The 14,092-nt window shown below is 72.2% G+C and carries 8 protein-coding genes; 2 read left to right on the top strand and 6 right to left on the bottom strand.

Going from position 1 to position 14,092, the window contains the following annotated elements; genetic code table 11:
* Positions 1–105 precede the first annotated feature (105 nt).
* Positions 106–1,260 carry a cytochrome P450 gene (locus ACH4K4_RS26250; protein WP_398170530.1) on the bottom strand — a complete coding sequence of 385 codons (1,155 nt, stop codon included), beginning with the start codon at positions 1,258–1,260 and terminating at the stop codon, positions 106–108.
* 492 nt (positions 1,261–1,752) lie between these two features.
* Between ACH4K4_RS26250 and ACH4K4_RS26245 the strand changes: the two genes are divergently transcribed.
* Together ACH4K4_RS26245 and ACH4K4_RS26240 are read left to right on the top strand one after the other, a co-directional pair.
* Positions 1,753–2,490, top strand: coding sequence for a hypothetical protein (locus ACH4K4_RS26245; protein WP_398170529.1), 738 nt, complete (start codon positions 1,753–1,755; stop codon positions 2,488–2,490).
* A 316-nt stretch (positions 2,491–2,806) separates the two neighbouring features.
* A complete protein-coding gene (locus ACH4K4_RS26240) occupies positions 2,807–2,980 on the top strand; it encodes a hypothetical protein (protein WP_398170528.1) in 174 nt (57 codons plus the stop codon).
* Positions 2,981–3,009: 29 nt separating this feature from the next.
* On the opposite strand, the gene ACH4K4_RS26235 is transcribed toward ACH4K4_RS26240, so the two are convergent.
* The 5 genes from ACH4K4_RS26235 to ACH4K4_RS26215 form a co-directional block, all read right to left on the bottom strand.
* Positions 3,010–3,603: a DUF1360 domain-containing protein gene (locus tag ACH4K4_RS26235; RefSeq protein ID WP_398170526.1), complete on the bottom strand. Its 594-nt coding sequence runs from the start codon at positions 3,601–3,603 to the stop codon at positions 3,010–3,012.
* A gap of 152 nt (positions 3,604–3,755) precedes the next feature.
* Positions 3,756–3,977, bottom strand: a complete 222-nt coding sequence (locus ACH4K4_RS26230) for a hypothetical protein (RefSeq protein WP_398170524.1) — start codon at positions 3,975–3,977, stop codon at positions 3,756–3,758.
* Positions 3,978–4,118: 141 nt separating this feature from the next.
* Complete coding sequence (locus ACH4K4_RS26225; RefSeq protein WP_398170523.1) at positions 4,119–4,835, bottom strand: chaplin family protein; 717 nt, start codon at positions 4,833–4,835, stop codon at positions 4,119–4,121.
* Positions 4,836–4,984: 149 nt separating this feature from the next.
* Positions 4,985–12,499 (bottom strand): SDR family NAD(P)-dependent oxidoreductase, encoded by a 7,515-nt coding sequence (locus tag ACH4K4_RS26220; RefSeq protein WP_398170521.1) that lies wholly within the window; start codon positions 12,497–12,499, stop codon positions 4,985–4,987.
* Positions 12,500–13,071: 572 nt separating this feature from the next.
* A complete protein-coding gene (locus ACH4K4_RS26215; RefSeq protein WP_398170519.1) occupies positions 13,072–13,833 on the bottom strand; it encodes a MerR family transcriptional regulator in 762 nt (253 codons plus the stop codon).
* Positions 13,834–14,092 lie beyond the last annotated feature (259 nt).

Here is a 14,092-nt window from a genome sequence, read left to right as displayed (position 1 = left end):
CGGGGGGCCCCCCGCCGGGGGGGGGGGGGGGGGGGGGTCGGGGTTTGCCGGGGGGGGGGGGGGGCGGGGCGGGGGGCGGGGGTCCCCTCCCGGGCCCCGCCGCCGTCAGCCCAGGCGGACCGGCAGGGCACCGACACCCTGTACGGAGAGGGAAGCCAGCCGCTCGGGAACACCGGCCAGTTCCAGGTCCGGGTAGCGGGCGAACAGCGCCCGCAGCGCGATCCGGGCCTCCAGGCGCGCCAGCCGCGCACCCAGGCAGTAGTGCGCGCCGTGGCCGTACGCCAGGTGGTCACGGCGCGTCGGCCTGGCCACGTCGAAGGTCTCGGGGTCCGGGTGCCGCTCCGGGTCCCGGCCCGCGGCGTACAGGCAGGCGAGGACGGGATCGCCCTTGGCCACCCGGACGCCGGCGATGTCGGTGTCCTTGACCGCGTACCTCATCAGGGCGTGCCGCACGGGCGAGGAGAACCGCAGCGTCTCGTCGACCACCGCGGTCCACACGTCGTCGTCCGGCTCCCCCGAGCCCGTGTTCCCGGCGTCGCGGGCGGCCTCACGGACGACCGCCAGCGTGTCCGGGTTCTGCAGCACCGCGTACACGGCGTTGGCGATCAGATTGATCGTGGTCTCGTGCCCGGCGATCAGTACGAGGAACAGCGTCTCGACCAGTTCCTGCTCGCTGAGCCGGTCGCCGTCGTCCCGTGCCTGGATCAGGGCGCTGGTCAGGTCGTCGCCCGGCGCCCGGCGCTTGGTGGCGAGCAGCTCGGTCAGGGAGCCGTGGATCGCCGCCTGCGCGTCGCGGATGTCCGATTCCCCGTCCTCCTGCGGCGTGACCAGGCGCTCGAAGGCCCCGCGCAGCCCGGCCACCGCGGTGTCCGGTACGCCCAGCACCTCGCAGATGACCCGCACCGGAAGCCGGTAGGCGAATCGTTCACGCAGATCGACCGGCTCCTCCGGGTCCGCGGCTGCCAGGTCGTCCAGCAACTCGTCGACGATCTCGGCGATACGGCCTTCCAGCGCCGCGATGGGGGCCCGGGTGAACGCGCCGCTCACCAGCTTCCGCAGGCGGCGGTGGTCGTCACCGCCGGCGTGCAGCATCCCGGCCCCGCGTATCACGGCGATCAGCTCCCAGTGGTCGGGAACCCGGCCGGACACCAGGTCGGGCCAGTACGCGGCGTCCTTGGTCAGATCGGGGTGGCCGAGCACCGATTGGGCGGTGCGGTGATCCACCGCCGCCCACGCCGCCACGTCCCCCGGAAGTCTCACCGGCACCAGACTGCCCCGCGTGTGAAGCCGTCTCGCCTCCTCCGCCGGATCGGCGTGCGGGACCAACGGAACCAACGGCTGACTCTGCAACGACACGGAACACTCCAGTCAAAAAATTCACTACGGGCATGTACAACAGAGCTCGCATCACGAGCCCCGCCTCACAATCTGCCCATACGCACACCTGAACAAATCCAGCCGGCTGTCGACGAGCCGGGCCGGTCCACGACCACGCGCGCAGGGCGAGCTGGCAGCGGGCCGGGGCGAGCGGATTGGCCGGCAGCCGGGTGTTCTCCTCGAAGATCTCCTCAGCTCTGCGGTCGGTGAGGAACAGCGGGCCGCGGTACGGCGGGCGGGCTGGGGAGTAGGGTCCGCACGTGCGTTGATTTTCCGGGCGGCGGCCAAACGCCGCCGCAGATGGTGCGGGAGCGACCCTGGTGAGTCGGGGTCGCCTGATCGGTATGCCCGTCCTGACGATCCCGGAGATCACGAATGACTGCTCAGAACCCCATCACCTACGAGGCGTTCGTCGAACTCGCCGCCGCTGATCCATCTGTCGTCGGCCTTGTCCTCAAGGGCTCCCGGGCTCACGAGGGGATGACCACCAAGCACTCCGACCACGACCTGTACGTCGTTCTCGCCGATGACGCGGCAACCGACCTCACCCGGTTCACGGGCCATCGCACCCCGGAACTCGACCTCGTCGTACTCTCCCTCGACGCGTTCCGTGCCGCCGGAATGCCGGGCTTCGAGCGCTACGCCCTCGCCCGCGCCCGGATCGTGCTCGACCGGCTCGACGGGGCCATCGCCCAGATCCTGGCCGCAAAGGCACGGCTCGACGTCGACGAAGCCTTCCGGGAGGCGGGCGAATCGCTCGACGCCTACGCCAACTCCCTTTACCGCTCGGTCAAGAACGACCGCGACGGGCACACGCTCGCGGCCCAGCTCGACGCCGCCGACAGCATCCGGTTCCTGCTGGATCTGCTCTTCGCACTGGACCGTCGCCCCCGCCCCTACAACAAGTACCTGGAATGGGAGCTCGCCCGATTCCCGCTGCCCGGCTGGGACACCGCGACGCTGCTCGACGCCGCGGACCGCATCACGGGGACGGGCGACGTATCCGCACAGCGCCGCCTCTTCGCCCGGGTCGAGGCAGTGGTCCGGCAGACCGGGCACGGCGCGGTGCTGGACGCCTGGGGCGAGGACCTGCGCCTGATGCGACCGCAATAGAAGCGCGGTGTGCCAGCTCCCGGCGTAAGGGTTAGCCCAGTTGCCGCAGCCGCCGTCACCCCGGCGAACATCGAAGGGCCCGGCCGGCTGTCCGCCGACTTCCCACCGGCGGACATGGCGTACGCTCCCCCGTTCCGGGGTGCTCACGTAACCATCCCAAGGGGGTTTTGTGATGTTTTTGTAGGCGCATTCTCCCCGTAGGGGGAGTCGCGCACTTCAGTGAGCCGGGGGAGGGCATCATGTGGAGCAACCGGTGCGGCGCCCAGGTCGTCCAAGGGCCCGACGGCAGATGGTCGTGCAACCGCGGAGCATCCGGATGACAGAACAGCCTTCCGCCACGGCGGAGGACAGCGCAGGCACGGGCGAACAGCTCACGTACTTCACCTCGGCGACGTGCCCCGAATGCCAGAGCGCGAACGACGGGCTCAACGGCCGGTTCGCCTGCGGCGCGTGCGGCACGACGTACGCCCTTGAGCCCCCGTCCTTCTGACGCCCCGGCGCCTCGCCGGACGCCCGCGCTCAGCCCTCGGCCCGCTCCTGGGTGAAGCTCCAGGCGTACTGCAGCCAGTCGGAGATCGTGACGGCGCCGAGCCCGCCGGCGACCAACCGTGTGGCGCGAGGGGCGACGACGTACCCGCAGACGAGCGAGGTGGCGGCCCAGGCGGCGAGGCAGAAGGGGCAGGCGAGCAGTTCGCCGGTGGCACGGCGCAGGCCGTGGCCGCGCGGCTCGTCCATCACCTCACTGGCGCTGATGGTCCCCGTGCGCCGGGTGAAGGGGGCCCGCACCAGGCTGGTGATCTTGTCCTTCGCCAGCAGCCGCGACGCCTTGTACGTCGCCGCGCCCAGGAGCAGCAGGTCCCACGGCGGCACGCGGGAGGGCAGCGTACGCCCGGACCTGCGCACGCGCAGGGCGAACAGGGCCGTGGCCCCCGCGTACGTCCCGGCCAGCACCGCGTAGCCCCGCAAGGGAACCTCCTCCCCCTGCGCGTACCCGCCTGCCTGCCCGTCTCCGCGTTCCGCACCGCCCGGCCCGCGGTCTCCTCCGGCCGCCGAGCCGACCCGGTCCGCCATGCCGCCGGGTTTGCCCTCTTCCGGGAGCGGGTTGAATGCCATGGTGCCCTCCTAGGACGACGCTGCCGGTTGACCGGTACCCACGCGTCCGCCCGGTGCACGCGGCGGCGCCGAGATGCGGCCGAACGGGGTATGTCCGGAGCGCGGCGGAGGGTGGAGGGGTGCCGGGCGCGAGTACCGGCCGCCCGCCCCCTTCACCCGCCCATGCTCAGCAGCGCCTCGGCAATCCCCCGCGTCAGCTGCTCGCCGCCCCAGGCCGTGAACCGGGGCAGCGTCACGCGCCCGGTCCCCGGCCCCATGAAGCCGCGCGCCGCGGCGGCGACCACGCGGGCCCAGGTCTCCGTACGCTCCGGGACGTACTCACTGAAGACGGTCAGCCGCACCAGGCCGTTGCCGTCGTCCATGCCCCACGGCAAGGTCCACTCCAGCACCCCGGGAAACGGGGACAGGACGGTCCCGTCGCGCCGCTCGCGCCCGCAGCGGTCGCGGCTCGCTGCGGCCGACGTCCCTGCCGGCGGCCCCCGGCCCGTGGCCGGGAACCGCCGGGCGGCAGGGCGTCAGGAGCGCGAGGTCCGGCTGCGCCTCATGAGTACGGCGCCGGCGAGGAGCAGAGCCGCGCTGGCCCCGGCTGCGACATCCAGGTGGCTGCTGCCCGTGTCCGCGAGCGTCGGCGTCCGAGGGGCCTGCGTGACCTCCCGGCCCTTGCCGCCCGCCGGCGAGGCAGCGGACGGCCGGCGGGGGTCGTGCGCGGCAGGCCGTGCGCGGGTGTCCACTGCGCCGGCGACCTCGGGAGGGATCCGGTGCTCAGGGGCCTGGGCCCTGGTGGGCGGCTGGTGGTGCGAGCGCGGGGAATCCGCCGCCCGCTCGGCCGGCGCCGACTGCCGGGCGTGGCTCGGTGGCTCGTGTCCGGGCGGCTTGTGCCCAGCCGGTTGCCCGGGCGCGGGAGGCTGGTGCCCGGGCTCGGACGGCTGTTGGGGGTCGGGGTGCTGTTGGGGTTCGGAGGGCTGTGGTGCGGGCGTTTGGTGGTGTCCGCCGGAGTTGACGCACTGGTTGCCGAAGGCGGGGTTGAGGACGCCGACGACGTCCACGGTGTCCCCGCACAGGTTGACCGGTACGTCGACGGGGGCCTGGACAAGGCTGCCCGTAGCCACGCCTGGGGAGTTCGCGGTACGCCCCGCGCCTCCGGAGTCGGCGTGGGCACTCGCTGCCACGCCGGCCAGGATGCCGGTCGCCGTGGCGGCGATCAGCACACTCTTTTTCACGGTGTGTTGCACGTGTGGTCCTTCATCTCTTCGCAGATGACGAATCGGGCCCGGGGCGCCCGTCGGGCAGCCGCAGCGGAACCGCTCCGGGTGCTGAGCACGTCGTATCGGACCAAACGATCGACCAGGCGGAAGGAAACGCGTGGGACCCCGGCGGGCCGTCACCGGCCGGCGGTTGGCCGGCCGTCGGTGGAGCGGGCCAGGCCCAGCCGGGTGTGCACGATGCGGGCGAAGTCCGCGATGGTGCCCTCGGACCTGAGCAGTTCCATCGGGGGCAGGTCGAGGTCGAACTGCTGTCGGACGGTGACGAGCAGCTCGGTGCCCATCAGCGAGTCCATGCCGTACTCGTCCAGCCGCCGGTGATGGTCGATCTGTTCCGGCGACATGTGCAGCACGTCGGCGAACAGGCCCGCGACGATGTCGGCGATCAGCGCGCGGGCCTCCTCCATGGGCATGCGGGCCAGCGTGCGCGCCAGCTCTTCCTTGCTGTGCCCGGCGTCGTCGGAGAGAACCGGCAGAAGTGCGATGATACGGGGGCAGATGCTGGCGGGCAGGACGCGGGTCAGCGGTGCCCAGTTGTAGCAGCCGACCCCCAGCACGTCCGTGTCGTGCGTCAGGACCGCGTCGACGGCGTGCAGGGCCTGCCGGGAGCTGACCGGTTCGAAGCCCACACGGCGCATGACGCCGGTCAGGTCGTTGCGGGCGACGTAGCCGGTTTCGCTCAGTGCGCCCCAGGCCAGCGCGGTCGCCGGAAGTCCCATGGCGCGCCGTCGGCGTACGAGGGCTTCGAGGTAGAGGTTGCCGGCCACGTAGTTCGCCTGCCGGATGTTGCCCAGCATGGCGGTGACCGAGGAGTACAGCAGGAAGAAGTCCAGGTCCAGGTGGCGGGTGAGGTCGTGCAGCACTGCCGCACCGGCCATCTTGGGTGTCAGGACGGTGTGCCACTGCTGGTCGGTCAGCTCGGCCAGGGAGCCGTCCTCCAGGTGCATGGCCGAGTGGACGACTCCGCGCAGCGGGTGCCCGGAGGCGGCGGCCTGGGTCACGATCCGTTCCATGGCCCGGGTATCGCCGGCGTCGGCGCGGTGGACCGTGGCCTGCACGCCGCGCGAGGCGAGGTCGGTGAGCAGGGATGCGGCTTCGGGGGTGCCGGCTCCCCGCCGTCCGACCAGGGCCAGGTGGCGGGCGCCGCGCTCGGCCAGGTGGCGGGCGGTGAGCGCGCCGAAGCCGGAGAGGCCGCCGGTCACCAGGTAGGTGGCTGTGGCGTCGAGGGCGGGCGTGCTGTCCCGCGGCTCGACGCGGGGTGATCCGTCCTGGGGCTCGAAGGTCACGATGATCTTGCCGACATGGCGGGAGTGCTGCAGCGTTCTGAACGCCTCGCCGACGCGGGCGGCCGGGTAGTCGCTGTGCAGCAAGGGCCGGTAGATGCCTTGCTGTACGAGTTCGGTGACCTCGGCGAACTGTGCCACGGCCAGCCGGGGGTCCTGGAGGAGACCGATGAGATCGACCGCGTAGAAGGCGATGTTCTTGCGGAACGGGCGCAGCAGCAGGGGGCGGTTTTCGTAGATGTCGCGCTTGCCGAGTTCGATGAAGCGCCCGCCGTGGGTGAGCAGTTCGAGGCTGCGGGCAGCCGCCTCACCGGCGAGCGAGTTGAGGACGACGTCCACGCCGCGTCCGTCGGTCAGCCGCAGGATGTCGTCAGCGAAGGCCAGGCTGCGGGAGTCCAGGACGTGTTCGGCGCCGAGCCGGCGCAGCAGGTCGCGCTTGGCCACCGTTCCCGCGGTGGCGATGACCCGTGCCCCGCAGCGTCGCGCGTACTGCAAGGCGGCCAGGCCCACTCCCCCCGCCCCGCCGTGGACCAGCACGGTTTCCCCCGCGGCCAGCCGGGCCAGCTGCCGGAAGCCGTAGTGGACGGTGAGGAAGGCCACCGGGAGGGTGGCGGCGTCGGTGAAGGACATCGTGTCCGGGATGCGGCCCACCGCGTGCTCGGAGGTGACGGTGTGGGTGCTCAGCGCGTCGGGGGCGAGGGCGAGGACACGGTCGCCCACGCGCAGCGAGGCGACCCCGTCCCCGACCGCGGTGACGACACCCGCGCACTCCAGGCCGAGTCCGGCCCGTCCGCCGGTGATCTCTTCGGCTTCGGCGGGCAGCAGGCCGGTGACCTGCATGAGGTCGCGGTAGTTGAGGGCGGCCGCCGCGACGGCGATGGCCACCTGCCCCGGCCCCGCGTGCGGGGGTGCGGTCTCTTGCCAGACCAGGTCGTAGGACAAGCCCGGATTGCGCGCGTCGAGCGTGTAGGCGCGGACGTCGTCGCCGGGGCACGTGCCGGTGGGCGAGGGCAGTTCGGTCAGGCGCGGTACGAAACGGCCGCCGGAGGTCAGGGCCAGTTCGGTTTCGTCGGTCGCGGTCAGCAGTTCCCGGGCGACCCGCCGCCCGTCGGCGGTGACGTCGGTGCCGCGCTGGAGGGACAGCCGTTTGACCACCAGGTCGGGGTACTCGTTGCTCACCGTCCGCGCGATGCCCCAGGCGGCCGCGTCCACGGGGTACGCGGGCTGCTCGGGGGCGGGCAGCGCGCCGCTGGGCCCGGTGACGAGCCACAGGGTGCGCCCGCGGTCGAGAGGCAACGCGTCCAGCGCGCCGACGAGGGTGCGCAGGATGCCCGCGCGACGGGTGGTGAGGTGAAGGGCGTGCGGGGTGCCGGTGTCCGCCGGGGTCTGGGGCTCCGGGGTGTCCAGAACCAGCACGACGGCCAGTCGCGTGTGTGTTGCGGGCAGCCACGGCCGGCCGTCGCAGTCCAGGTCCGCGGCAGACCACTGCTGGACTGAGGGCGCGCCGGCGGTGGTCAGCGCATCGGCCACCGCCGCGCTGAGAGCGCCTGGCCCGGTGTCCTCGGCGACCACGATCCAGGCGGTGTGGGGGTCGGTTGCCGGTACGGCCGGCGCGGCGGCCGGCGCGGAGGTGGCGGTGGCGAGGAAGACGGAGAAACCCTCGTCCGGGGCGTCGGCAGTGGCCCCGGCCGGCATGGCGTCGGTGAATCCGCACGAGGGCAGCAACCGCATCCACGCCTCGGCGGACAGCAGAGGAGAGCCGCCGCGCAGCTCGCGGTCGGTGACGTTCCAGAAGCTGCCCAGGTATCCGAACAGCGGGGCCAGCAACTCCGGATCGTGTGATTCGAGCGCGATCAGCCGTCCTCCGGGACCCAGCAGGCGCTCCACCCGTCGCAGCGCCGGAGCGACCTCGGTGGCGGTGTGCAGCGCGTTGCCCGCGATGACGAGGTCGAAGCTCCCCTCGGCCAACCCCTGGTCCGCGCTGTCCTGGTCGAGGTCGAAGGTGCGGTATTCGACGAAGTCGTAGCGCGCGAAACGCTTCTGCGCCGGCGTGAGGAACTGCGGTGAGACATCGGTGAAGACGTATTGCGTACGGTCGGGTGGCAGCACCGGCAGTACGGCTGCCGTCACGCCACCGGTGCCCGCTCCGCACTCCAGGACGCGCAGCGGCCGGTCGGCAGGCCACAGGCCGGCCAGCTGCGACACCACGGCGCGCAGGATCCGGTTGTAGTGGCGCAGGGGGGATTCGATGTCGTAGAGCTGCTCGAAGGCGGTCGAGACGCCGTCGTCGAAGAGCTTTTCCAGGAACTCGGTTCCGCCTCGCAGCAGCTCGGGGCCGTGCCGCGAGCACAGGTTGTCCAGGAGAGTGACGGCGGGCCCCACCGTGCTGCCGGCGCTCAGCGGGTGCGGGAACGTTGCGGGGCAGGCATCGGGGCCGGACAGCCGGTATCGCTCGCCGTCCATGCAGGCGACGAGATTCTGGCGCTCCAGCAGACCCAGCAGTAGCCGGGCCTGCTTGCGGTGCCGCTCCAGCATGCCGCCGGCCACCAGGTCGTCGACGGTGAAGGCAGCGGCCGGGTCCGGCACGAGTGCCGCGAAGACCTCCGCCGCTCCGCGTGCGAAGACCTGCTTCAGCTCCCGGCTGGAGACCGTGGCGTGGTCGCCGGACACGAGCGGCGGGGTACGGCGGTGCTGTACGCCGGCCAGAAGGTCGGCGGTGGACGGCAGCGGGCTGGGAGCGACGGCGTGGCCCTCGTGCGGGGCGGCGCGCATCACCGTGCGCTGATAGCTCAGCGGGACGGAGCGCATGCCGTCGAAGCGGCGCAGCCGGCACCCTTCCAATTGCGCGTGCACCGTGCCGTCCGGGCCGGTGACGACGATGTCCCAGCACAGCTCGGTGGCGGTACGGCTGCGCAGGCGCACGTGGACCAGCCCCTCGGGAGCGAGCGCACGCCATACGCGCACGGCGGCGAACCCGACGGGAAGGTAGGCGTCACGTTCGTGGCCCACCGCCTGCTGGATCAGGGGCAGGCCGGCCTGCAGGGCCCCGTCGAACAGCGAAGGGTGGACCTCGTAGGCTGCCGCGTCGGCCGACAGGCGGTAGCGGGCGAGGACTTCGCCGTCTCCTGCCTGGAGGTCTTGCAGGACCCGGAAGGTGGGACCGTAGTCGATGCCCACGGCGGACATGGCGGCGTAATGCTGCTCGGCAGAGATCCGGTGCGGGCAGCGGGACTGCGCGGCTGCCACGTCGAGGCCGGTGCACGGGTGGCCGAACAACTGCCGTACCCGGCCGCGCGCGTGCCGGCGCGCCCGCCCGGCCCGGCCGTCCCCGGAAGCGATGCCGACCACGCCGTCCTCGGGGGACCAGGTCAGCTCCAGGCGCACCTGGCCGGGGTCGTCCCAGGGAACGACGATGGGCCTGGTCAACTCCAGGTTCTCGACCTCGCAAGCGGCGTCGAGGACCCGGCGTCCGGCCGCCAGGGCCATCTCCACGTAGCCGGAGGCGGGCAGGATGACCGCGCCGGCGACGCGGTGGTCCGCCAGCCACGGGACGAGGGAAGGTTCCACCGGGCCGCTCCAGGTCGGCTCGCAGTGAACCGTGCGCACGCCCAGCAGCGGGTGATCGTACTCGCCGATGTCGCCCGACCATGTGTAGTGCTCGCCGTTCCAGTGCCGTTCGCGCTGCCACGGGTAGGCGGGCAGCCGGACGACGTGCCCGGGGCCGGGAAAGTGGGCGCTCCAGTCGATACGGGCCCCGGCGGCGATCAGACAGGCAGTGGCGGCTCGCATCTGCCGCGGGCCGTCACCGCCGCGGCAGAGCGTCGGCACGACGGCCACCGGAGTGGGCGAAGCGGTCGTCATACGGCGTACGTAAGGCCGTACGACCGGGTGGGGCCCGACGTCGACGAACACGTCGTAGCCCGTCTTGAGCAGGCCGGTCACCGCGGGCTCGAACTGGACGGTGTCACGCACGTTGCGCCACCAGTAGGCGGCGCCGAGTTCGCGGCCCGCCACCGGCTGCCCGGTCACCGCGGAGATCATCGGTACGGTGCCGTCCTGCGGCTGCACCCCTGCCAAGTCGGCGAGCAGCTGATCGCGGACGGGTTCCATGGCGCGGCTGTGGAAGGCGTAGTCCAGGTCGAGCAGGAAGCAGCCCACGTTCCGGCCGGCGCAGTGCTCGACCAGCGCCCGCACGGCGTCGGCCGGGCCGGCCACCGTCACGTCGCGCGCGGTGTTCACACAGGCGAGCTCCACCTGCGGGTAGTGCTCCAGCAGCTCTTCGGCTTGCCGGCGGGACAGGGTGAGGGCTGCCATACGGCCCGTGCCCGCGGTGGCGGCCTGGGCCCGGCCGCGTGCGGCGATCACCCGCGCCGCGTCCGGCAGGGACAGGGCGCCTGCCACGTGTGCCGCCGCGATTTCGCCGACGCTGTGCCCGAGTACGGCGGACGGTTCGACGCCCTGGTGGCGCAGCATCGCCGTCAGAGCGATCTGGAGTGCGAACATCAGCGGCTGGGCCACCTCGGTCCGCGCCAAGCGCCACTGGCCGACGGGCCGCCGCAGCTCGCGCAGTACGGACCAGCCCAGTTCCTCCTGTAGCGCAGCGTCCGCCGCGGCGAACGCGCGACGGAACTCCGCGTCGTCGCGGAGCAGGTCGGCCCCCATGCCCGCCCACTGCGCTCCATTGCCGGAGAAGACGAACACCGGGCGTCCGTCGCGCACCGCCTCGGCCCGCTGCGCCCGCGGCCCGGCAGGGTGCGCCCCTTGGTCCTCGGTGCTTTCCGCCCCCGGCTCTTCGACCAGTCGTGCCAGCGAGGCTGCCGCCTGCTGAGCGGAGGCGGCCAGCACCGCCGCCCGCAGGGGGTGCCGGCCGCGCCGGTTGCTCATGGTCCAGGCCAGGTCGTAGAACGTGCCGGCGTCAGCGGTCGACAGCTGCCGCGCCGCTCGCCGCAGTGCTTCGTCGAGCGCGGCGGCGGAGCGTGCCGAGACCACCACGGGAAGCGGCCCCGGAGCCGGCGGCGCGCTGTTCTGCGCGGCTCGCGCGGGGCCAGGTGCCAGGATGGCGTGGGCGTTGGCGCCACCGAAGCCGAAGGAATTGACGCCGACCACCGACCGTTCGCCGATGCCCACCGGGCAGGTACGGTCCACCAGCCGCAGCCGCAACCGGTCGAAGTCGATACGCGGGTTGGGCGACGAGGCGTGCAGCGACGGCGGGATGACGCCGTGCCGGAGCACCAGCAGGGCCTTGAGCAGGCCGGCGATGCCGGAAGCCGGTTCCAGGTGGCCCACGTTGGTCTTCACCGACCCGATGGGCAACGCCCCCGCGGTGCGGTGCACACCCAGCGCCTGCCCGATCGCCTCGGCCTCGGTGGGGTCCCCCACCGGCGTACCGGTGCCGTGCGCCTCAAGGTAGGCGAGATCGTCCGCGGTCAGCCCGGCACGGTGGTAGACGTCCTCCAGCAGGGCGCGCTGGGACTCCATACGAGGCAGGGCCAGGCCTGGTGTGCGCCCGTCGCTGTTGGTGGCGCAGTCCACGATCACCGCGTCCACCCGGTCCCCGTCGGCGAGGGCCTCGGCCAGCCGCTTGAGCAGGATCACGCCCCCGCCCTCGGCCCTGACATAGCCGTCGGCGTCCGCCGAGAAGGAGCGGCACCGCCCGCTGGGCGAGAGCATCGACGCCTGGGAGAAGCCCACGAAATTCTGCGGGCTGAGCAGCAGGTTGACGCCGCCGACCAGGGCGGCGCGGCTGGTGCCGTCCCGCAGCGTGCGGCACGCCTCCGCCAGGGCGACCAGCGACGACGAGCAGGCGGTATCGACGATCATGCTGGGGCCGTGCAGGTCGAAGAAGTGCGAGAGGCGGTTGGCGGCGATCGACGACGCGGCCCCCGACATGGTGTACGCGTTGACGTTCTCCGGCGTCATCATCTGCAGCGCGCCGTAGGACTGGTCCGACACGCCCACGTACACGGCCGTGTCGGTGCCCGCCAGGGTGGCGGGGGCCACGCCGGCGTCGTCGCAGGCTTCGACGGCCAACTCCAGCAGCAGCCGGTGCTGGGGGTCCATCTGTGCCGCTTCCTTCGGCGAAATGCCGAAGTAGGCGGCGTCGAAGCCGCTGACGTCTCCCAGGAACCCACCGGCTTTCGTGTAACTCTTTCCCGGCCGCGGCATGGCCGCATCGACGAACCGCGCCACCTCGAACCGGTTCTCGGGAACCTCCGAAACCTGGTCCGCGCCGGCCGACAGCGCCACCCACAGACTGTCGAGGTCGGTGATTCCGCCGGGCAGGCGGCAGGCCGTTCCGATGACCGCAATTCCCCGATCGAGGGAGGGCACCTTGCTGGAGTTGACTGACATGAGCCTCTCACTGCAGATAACGCGAGGGCGGCACGGCCCCACTGGCCGGTCACCGGGAGGTTCGCCGCATGCCGAGGCCCCTCCGGGCTTCGGCGGCGGACGTCAGCGCATCCTGGCCAGAACATCTCCGCGGCACAAGAGACCGTCCCCCTAACGAGCTACCCGATTGGCTCAATAAAACAGCCAACCGAAAATCGTCCCGTCGGCTCGTCACCTGCTCGCCGCACGCTCGTTGAGTGTGCGGGCTCACTTCTGTCGGGTTTTCTTTTCCAGGAGGTCGGCAATGACCGGTCGAGGCAGCCCTGGCGGTCGATTCCTCTCCGCCCTCGCCCTGTTGATTGCCATGACCATGCTCAGGAAAGCGCACGATCTATGGGTGTGGTGGCAAGCGCGGCGCGCACGCCGGGCCTCCGCGCTGAAGCGGGCCAAATCCGGCTAGGAAGCATTCATGGCGGGTTGCCGGCCGACACCTCGTTGGGCCGGGACGGTCGCGGGCCCCATGACGGCGGAACCGTCGAGCGGCCCGGCCCGGCAGGGCCGCCGCACCCCCGTGACGGCGGCCCTGCCCCGGCTCAGCGCAGCCGAGTTGCGGCGTACGCCTCGATGGCGGCCCGCTGGTACGCGGCCAGGCCCGGCGCGATCGACTCGTATACCGCGCGCCAGTGCTCGTGCTCCACGCAGCACCGCCCGATCGCGCGGTACTCCTCGGCGGTGGCGGCCCGGCTCCGGGCCAATGTCCGGTACTGGCTGTCGATCTCGGCCTGTACGGGTTCGGTGCCGACCGGGGTGCCTGCGGCCATCAGCTCCGCCAGCCGGATCATCTGCGCCGTGCGCTCGCGCTCGTCGGCCTCGATCTCGGCCGTGCTCAACGCCGCGGTATGCCGCTCGACGGCCCCGACCAGCTCCGGGAAACCGCGCAGGACCTTCATGCACTGGGCAGGACGGAGGCCCTCGAACAGGTTCTCCGGCCGGCTGATGCTGATCATGTCTGTGCCGTCCTTCCTGGACCGCTCCAGTTCGGTGATCGTGCGGGCGACGGTGCCGGCCAGGGCATCCAGCCGGTCGCGCTCGACGAGCAGCCGACGGTGGTGGCCCCGCAGAGCCGCCAGCTCGTCGACCTGCGCGGCCAGGATCCGGCCGATCTCAGGCAGCCCCAGGCCCAGCGCCCGCAATACGAGAACCTGCTGTAGCCGCAGCAGTTGGCGCTCCTCGTAGTAACGGTGGCCGTTGGCCCCGATCCAGGCCGGTGGCAGCAGGCCGATGGCGTCGTAGTGCCGCAGTGCCCGGGCCGTCACACCCGACATCCGGGCGACCTCCGCGATCGGCCAGGCCATCGCCGCCTCCCTCACACATGCTTCACCGGGCCGGAATTTCCGGCCCTGCTCAGCACGGTAGAGGTTTCCGCTGCGGCAACTTCAAGCCCCGCTCTCAGGGCCGACGGCCCCGCCACCAGTCGTCACCCAGCCGAGAACCTCCACCATTGATGCTCCCTAACGAAGGCTCCCGGCGCGCCGGGCCAGCGCCGCCGCGGTCACGGCAGCCCGACGACGCGAAGCTGCGAAAGGTAAGGCGAGGGGGCGGCCGGAAGCATGG

Source organism: Streptomyces sp. NPDC017529 (assembly GCF_044329785.1).
In the GTDB taxonomy this organism is placed as follows: Bacteria; Actinomycetota; Actinomycetes; order Streptomycetales; family Streptomycetaceae; genus Streptomyces.
This window is presented reverse-complemented; position numbering and strand designations above follow the sequence as displayed.